Genomic DNA, 4,130 nt, shown 5'->3' on the forward strand with positions numbered 1-4,130 from the left:
CGCCATCAACCGCCGCATCCACGACGCGATCGGAGCCGGTGTGGAGGTGCAGCTGGACGCGCCCGACAGCGCCGTGATTATCGCCGGCCATCGCACCTTGCTGTTCGAAATCGTGTCAAACCTTCTCGACAATGCGATCCGCTATATCGAAGGAGGCTCGTCGATCACCGTCACAATCATTGGCGACGAGGCGTCCGCATCGATCGCCGTGGCCGACGATGGCCCCGGTATCAGCGATGACAACCTAGGGCGGCTCGGCGAACGCTTCGTGCGATTCAGCACGAGCGTCGGACAGGAGGGCAGCGGCCTGGGTCTGGCGATCGTGCATTCCGCAGCACAACGTTTGGGTGCGCGGCTTGAATTCACCAATACGAAGCCCGGACTTCGCGCGACGCTTACCTTCGAAGATCTATCTAATGCGGGCTTTAAATAAAGATTTTATTGACAAAAGAACTTAGAGGCGGAACCCTTATCCGCATTCGAATCTTCTTATTTTCCGCTGTTCGTTGACGCAACCTGTCTGCTGATTAGGCTTACTTCGTCACTGCTGATTTTTCCCGCTTGCATATTCTGGAACGATTGAGTTGGCCGGCTAAAGATAAGTGATGGGACACTCATCGATTCATGCTGCCTTTCATGGTCTTCGCCCTTGGACATGGTCGGTTGGCTGGGGTTTGCCAGCCCTGCAGAGGGCAGGAATGGCGGGCCGCGTCCGATGATGATGAGCACTACGTCTACGCTATAGCCCTATAGTGCCGCCTTTCTCTCAATGCTTACCGCTTATTTGCACGTGTCGTTACTCACGAAACCGGGCCCGCAGCGGCCCGGCCGTCTGGTGGCGGCTTCGATATTGGCAGTTAGAGGCCCGGACGAAGGCGATGAGCAGCGCCCCAAAGGAAATTGGCCCGGTCAGCGTTCAGGTCACTACCTACGGTCTCTTTCGAGGTTCTCGTAGAATGCCATGAGCATGTCCCGACTGCGGACCAACCGTTTGATTTTTTCATTCATGGTGTCGATCTCCCGGCGGAGAACCCCCTGCAACTCATCGCATGGCTCGAACGCAGAGCGGTCGTCGCGCAGGCAGGGCATCAGTTCACGTATCACCGGTAGCGTCAGGCCAGCGGCGTTCAACAGTTTGATGCGCTCGACAATTTCGACATCCGCAGGGCTGTAGTCCCGATAGCCACTGTCCCTGCGCGCCGGAGAGAGTAGCCCCTCAGTTTCGTAATAGCGCAGCATCCTGACGCTGACGCTAGTCCGTCTCGCTAGATCACCGACCTTCATTATTGCCTCTTGACTCTAACAGCGCTGTCAGACTTTAACCCTTTCAGCTCCTTGAGGAAACACACTGGAGCAACGGAATGATCGATCTTGATGGGCTCACCTTAGCGCAGATTGACGGCCAGCCAGCGACCGTCGCTGATCTTATGCCGCTCGCATTCGCCGGTTTTGCCCACTTCACCGCGATGCAAGTCCGCAATGGCCGCGTCCGAGGCCTCGACCTTCACCTGGAACGCCTGCGCGGCGCATCGTTGGCTCTGTTCGATGCGCATATTCCGGACGATCGGGTGCGATCGTACCTCCGGGGCAGTATCGCGGCAGCGGGAGGCGAGGCTCTGTCGGTGACAGCGACGGTCTTCACCCGGGGCGGTGAATTCACTCCGGCGAGTGAACAAAACGATCTGTCGCTCTTTATCCGCACCTCGCCTGCTTCCAATGGGCCGGAAGGGCCGCTCAGGCTCGCTGTGGTCCAGCATGAGCGCGCGCTGCCCGCCTTCAAACACACCGGAGAGACTGCAAAAACATACTATCTGCGTGATGCCAGGAAGCGCGGATTAGACGATGCCATCTTTCTCGACCGCAACGGTCGCCTTGGCGAGGCGACGATCTGGAATGTTGCGTACTGGGATGGCTCGGCTGTCGTCTGGCCAATTGCCGACGTGCTGACCGGCGTGACCATGGGCATCCTGAAGCGCCAACTCACGGAACTGGGTGAGCCACAACGGGAGGTGGCGGTTACTCCCGACTTGGTCGGCGGGTTCGCTGGTGCTGTGGTGATGAACTCCTGGACGCCGGGCGTCCCGATCAACTCGATCGCAGGGACCGCAATCCCAGCAGCTCCGCAGTTCGTGGAACTCTTGCACACAGCGTATCTGCGCGAACCAGAAGTCGAAATCTGACAGCTCTGCCCTTTGTTCAACTGATGCCCTGTGCGAGATGGGTAGCCGACTGAAGAGAAAACTCTCCGGGTGGGCTTATTGCTTGACTGGCTGACGCCGGTATCCGCACATGTCGCCGGTGCGGTTATCGACGGCGTTTGCGCAGACATAGCGAGGAATCTCGCACCCTAGCGTGCGATCGGCGGCAAATGGCGGAGCGGGAGGGATTCGAACCCTCGATACGGTTTTGCCGTATACTCACTTTCCAGGCGAGCGCCTTCGACCACTCGGCCACCGCTCCGCATTCCCCGGGGCGTCAGGCCCTAGTGGAGCGCGGCGGATGGTGCAAGCGTCGGTTGTGCGCTTCGCTTCGCCCTGCCCCCTTGGCCCCGTCGCGCACCGGCGGGGATCAGCCGGCGCGAAGCCAGTCGGCGACCTGCGTGGCAACGTCGTTCGCGGCCTGGCTGAGCGCGCTGCCCGCCTGGACCGCGTCGATCGCGGTGACCGGCACCCGCGCCTCGAAGCGGCGCTTCTCGACGGTCTGGCGGCCCGCGCGGGTCAGCGAGGCGTCATAGATCACCACCGCCTGCCGTTGCGTCGCATCGAGGCCGAAGCTCCGCAATTCGCCCGACAGATCGGCACTCGGCTCCGAGAAAGACTGCGCCGCCGACAGCACCACCATATTCGCGCGGGCCGTCAACGTATCCGCCAGCAGGCGCGCAAACAGCCGCGCGGGCGGCTCGGACCATTGCGCGTCCTTCACATAGGCGATCTCGGTCGCGCTCGCCTGCACCGGCACGCGCACGGTGGAGATCGCCTGCGGCACGCTGGGCACCTGTACCACGATCGCCCGCGCGGTCGCCGAGGATTGCACCGCGCCAGGCTGCGGCTGCGCCACGGCGGATAGCGTCAGCAACTGCTTCGGCGGCTTGGCACCGAAGCTGAAACACGCCGCCAGCGGCAGGGACGCGGTAACGACGATCAGGCTCGCGGACATCCGACGCACGGTCATTTCCCCTTATACTCCGGCAGCTTCTGCTGGCCGATCAGCGAACTGGCGCCGCCCTGCTCGACACGTTGCGAAATCGCGGAGAGCGAGCCGGCCGTGACGCGCAGGTCGCGAACCAGCTGGTTGATCTGCGGAATCGTCTGCTTCGAGAAGGTCGTCAGGCCCGGTCGCGCATCGCCGATCGCGGCATTGAGCGTATCAGTGCTCTGCTTGGCGGAGCGGATCGTGTCGTTGAGGTTCGCCAGCGTCGGCTTGACGTCCTGCGTCATCACGCCGTTGGTGGTTTCCGCAAGCTTGCCGATCTGTTCCGCCGCGACCCCGGCCTGCGCGATCGCCACACGGGTTTGCGCCAGCGTCGCCGCGATTTCCGGCCCGCGATCCGCCAGCGCATCGGTCAGGCGGTTGGTATTGTCGAGGATGCCCGCGATCGACGCCTGGTTCTTGTCGCTGAGCATGCCCGTCAGCCGCTCGGTCAGCGTCGACAGCCGCTCCAGCAATTGCGGCGCGGAATTGAGGATCGCGCCGATCCCGCCGGTCTTTGTCGGGATCACGGGCACGCCCAGAGGGCACACGCTTTCGGCATTCTCTTCGGGGCAGGAGACCGGCGGCTGGCCCTTGATCGCGCCATCGAGGCTGACCGTGCTGGTGCCGGTGAAACTGCCCTGGATCGTCGCGGTGGTGCCGCGCAGGATCGGCGTATCGTTATTCACGCTGATGCGGACACGCACATATTGCGGATCGGGTTTCCACAGCGAGATCGTCTTCACCTGTCCCGACGGCACGCCGGAGAAGGTGACCGAGGACCCCTTCGCCAGCCCGTCGACCGCCTGACGAAAGAAAATATCGTACTCACGCTCCTCGTTGCCGCCGATTCGCGCGATCCACACGGTGAAGATCGCGACCATCGCAAGAAGGATCAGCACGACCGCGCCGACGAGGACATGGTTGGATCGCGTTTCCAT

General features: G+C 62.1%; 5 protein-coding genes and 1 tRNA gene. 2 read left to right on the plus strand and 4 right to left on the minus strand.

Annotated features, from left to right (window positions below; genetic code table 11):
* The coding region (locus ACFDTG_RS15745; RefSeq protein ID WP_375291906.1) for a sensor histidine kinase at positions 1-433 on the plus strand (433 nt) is incomplete at its 5' end.
* 491 nt (positions 434-924) lie between these two features.
* Here the strand turns inward: ACFDTG_RS15745 and ACFDTG_RS15750 are convergent.
* Entirely contained in the window at positions 925-1,284 is a 360-nt protein-coding gene (locus ACFDTG_RS15750) for a MerR family transcriptional regulator (protein ID WP_375291907.1), read from the minus strand.
* A 77-nt stretch (positions 1,285-1,361) separates the two neighbouring features.
* Here ACFDTG_RS15750 and ACFDTG_RS15755 point away from each other — a divergent pair, with 77 nt between their 5' ends.
* Positions 1,362-2,180 carry an aminotransferase class IV family protein gene (locus ACFDTG_RS15755; protein WP_375291908.1) on the plus strand — a complete coding sequence of 273 codons (819 nt, stop codon included), beginning with the start codon at positions 1,362-1,364 and terminating at the stop codon, positions 2,178-2,180.
* 189 nt (positions 2,181-2,369) lie between these two features.
* On the opposite strand, the gene ACFDTG_RS15760 is transcribed toward ACFDTG_RS15755, so the two are convergent.
* From ACFDTG_RS15760 to ACFDTG_RS15770, 3 genes are all read right to left on the minus strand, one after another.
* Positions 2,370-2,460: transfer RNA gene (locus ACFDTG_RS15760), tRNA-Ser, on the minus strand.
* 108 nt (positions 2,461-2,568) lie between these two features.
* Entirely contained in the window at positions 2,569-3,171 is a 603-nt protein-coding gene (locus ACFDTG_RS15765) for an ABC-type transport auxiliary lipoprotein family protein (RefSeq protein ID WP_375248406.1), read from the minus strand.
* A partial coding sequence (locus tag ACFDTG_RS15770; RefSeq protein WP_375248407.1) for an MlaD family protein occupies positions 3,168-4,130 on the minus strand: 963 nt, incomplete at its 5' end. The genes ACFDTG_RS15770 and ACFDTG_RS15765, both read right to left, overlap by 4 nt.

Source organism: Qipengyuania sp. (genome assembly GCF_042095715.1).
Classification (GTDB): domain Bacteria; phylum Pseudomonadota; class Alphaproteobacteria; order Sphingomonadales; family Sphingomonadaceae; genus Qipengyuania.

Excerpts from the sequence above, each read along its gene's own strand:
- ACFDTG_RS15755 (WP_375291908.1), top strand. The coding sequence starts at position 1,362 with ATGATCGATCTTGATGGGCTCACCTTAGCGCAGATTGACGGCCAGCCA.
- ACFDTG_RS15765 (WP_375248406.1), bottom strand. The coding sequence starts at position 3,171 with ATGACCGTGCGTCGGATGTCCGCGAGCCTGATCGTCGTTACCGCGTCC.
- ACFDTG_RS15750 (WP_375291907.1), bottom strand. The coding sequence starts at position 1,284 with ATGAAGGTCGGTGATCTAGCGAGACGGACTAGCGTCAGCGTCAGGATG.